Below are 851 nucleotides of genomic sequence, written 5' to 3'. Positions count from 1 at the left end.
TCCGCCTCGGTCAGGACACCTCCGGGGCGGACGCGGCCGGTCCGGACACCGCCGGTCCTGACACCGCCGGGCTGGACGCACCCGGGATCGACCCGACCGGGCGGGGCGCCGGGGGCGATTCCCGGACCGGGGACGACGCCACCCCGAGAGGGTCGGCGCAGCCGTCACCGGAGGTCGAGGAGGCGGTCGAGGAGGGCGAACGCGAGGTCCGGGCCGACGCCCAGGCGGACGATCGGAGCCTCGAGTCCCTCCCGGGCACGCTGCGGATCTTCGACGTGGTCTCCCAGTCGATCGAGGCCATGCAGAGCATCCTCACCGGCTACCGGATGGCGGGGAACCGCCCCGACGTCCTCGTGGAGGTGCCGTCCGACTCGTGTTCGGCCTTCGATTTCCACCGCGCGGAGGAGATGATCGAACTCGGCCGTCGGCTCACCGCGGAGGCGTTGGACAGGGAGGGCTTGTGAGACGGGCCCCTCTCGGCTTCAGCCGCCCTGGTTTCCGCCCTCGTCCTGGCCGACCTGCGGCAGGTGCTGGGGACAGAACGCCCTGACCGCGGCCGCCACCACCACCGGGGCCTCGGTCACCGGCGCATCGGCGTGGGCGTCGTTGTACTGCCGGACCACGTCGACGTAGCCCATGTCGCCGTCGAGTGACGCACAGGCGTCGCGCCCCCGGGTGAGATAACCCTGTTCGTCCTCGGCGTCCACGCCGACGGTCCTGATCTCGCTGAGGAACTGCTCCTCGGGAGACCGGTCGTCGCCGCCGTCCCCGTCCGGGGCCGGCTGCTCGCCGGTCGTCGGCCCGTCGCCGTCGGTGGCGTCCCCGACCGCGGAGGTGGCCTCGGCGGCCAC

1 protein-coding gene and 1 pseudogene are annotated in these 851 nt (G+C 73.4%); one reads left to right on the top strand and one right to left on the bottom strand.

Annotation, left to right across the window (positions count from 1 at the left end; translation table 11 throughout):
- Positions 1-464 (top strand): annotated as a pseudogene (locus tag G6021_RS13105) (patatin); the annotation flags it as partial.
- Positions 465-482: 18 nt separating this feature from the next.
- Here the strand turns inward: G6021_RS13105 and G6021_RS13100 are convergent.
- A partial coding sequence (locus tag G6021_RS13100; protein WP_182641480.1) for a DUF732 domain-containing protein occupies positions 483-851 on the bottom strand: 369 nt, incomplete at its 5' end.

The organism is Dietzia sp. CW19, from assembly GCF_014145265.1.
In the GTDB taxonomy this organism is placed as follows: Bacteria; Actinomycetota; Actinomycetes; order Mycobacteriales; family Mycobacteriaceae; genus Dietzia; species Dietzia natronolimnaea.
The sequence above is the reverse complement of the archived record's forward strand: the minus strand, read 5'-3'. Positions and strand labels throughout refer to the sequence as shown.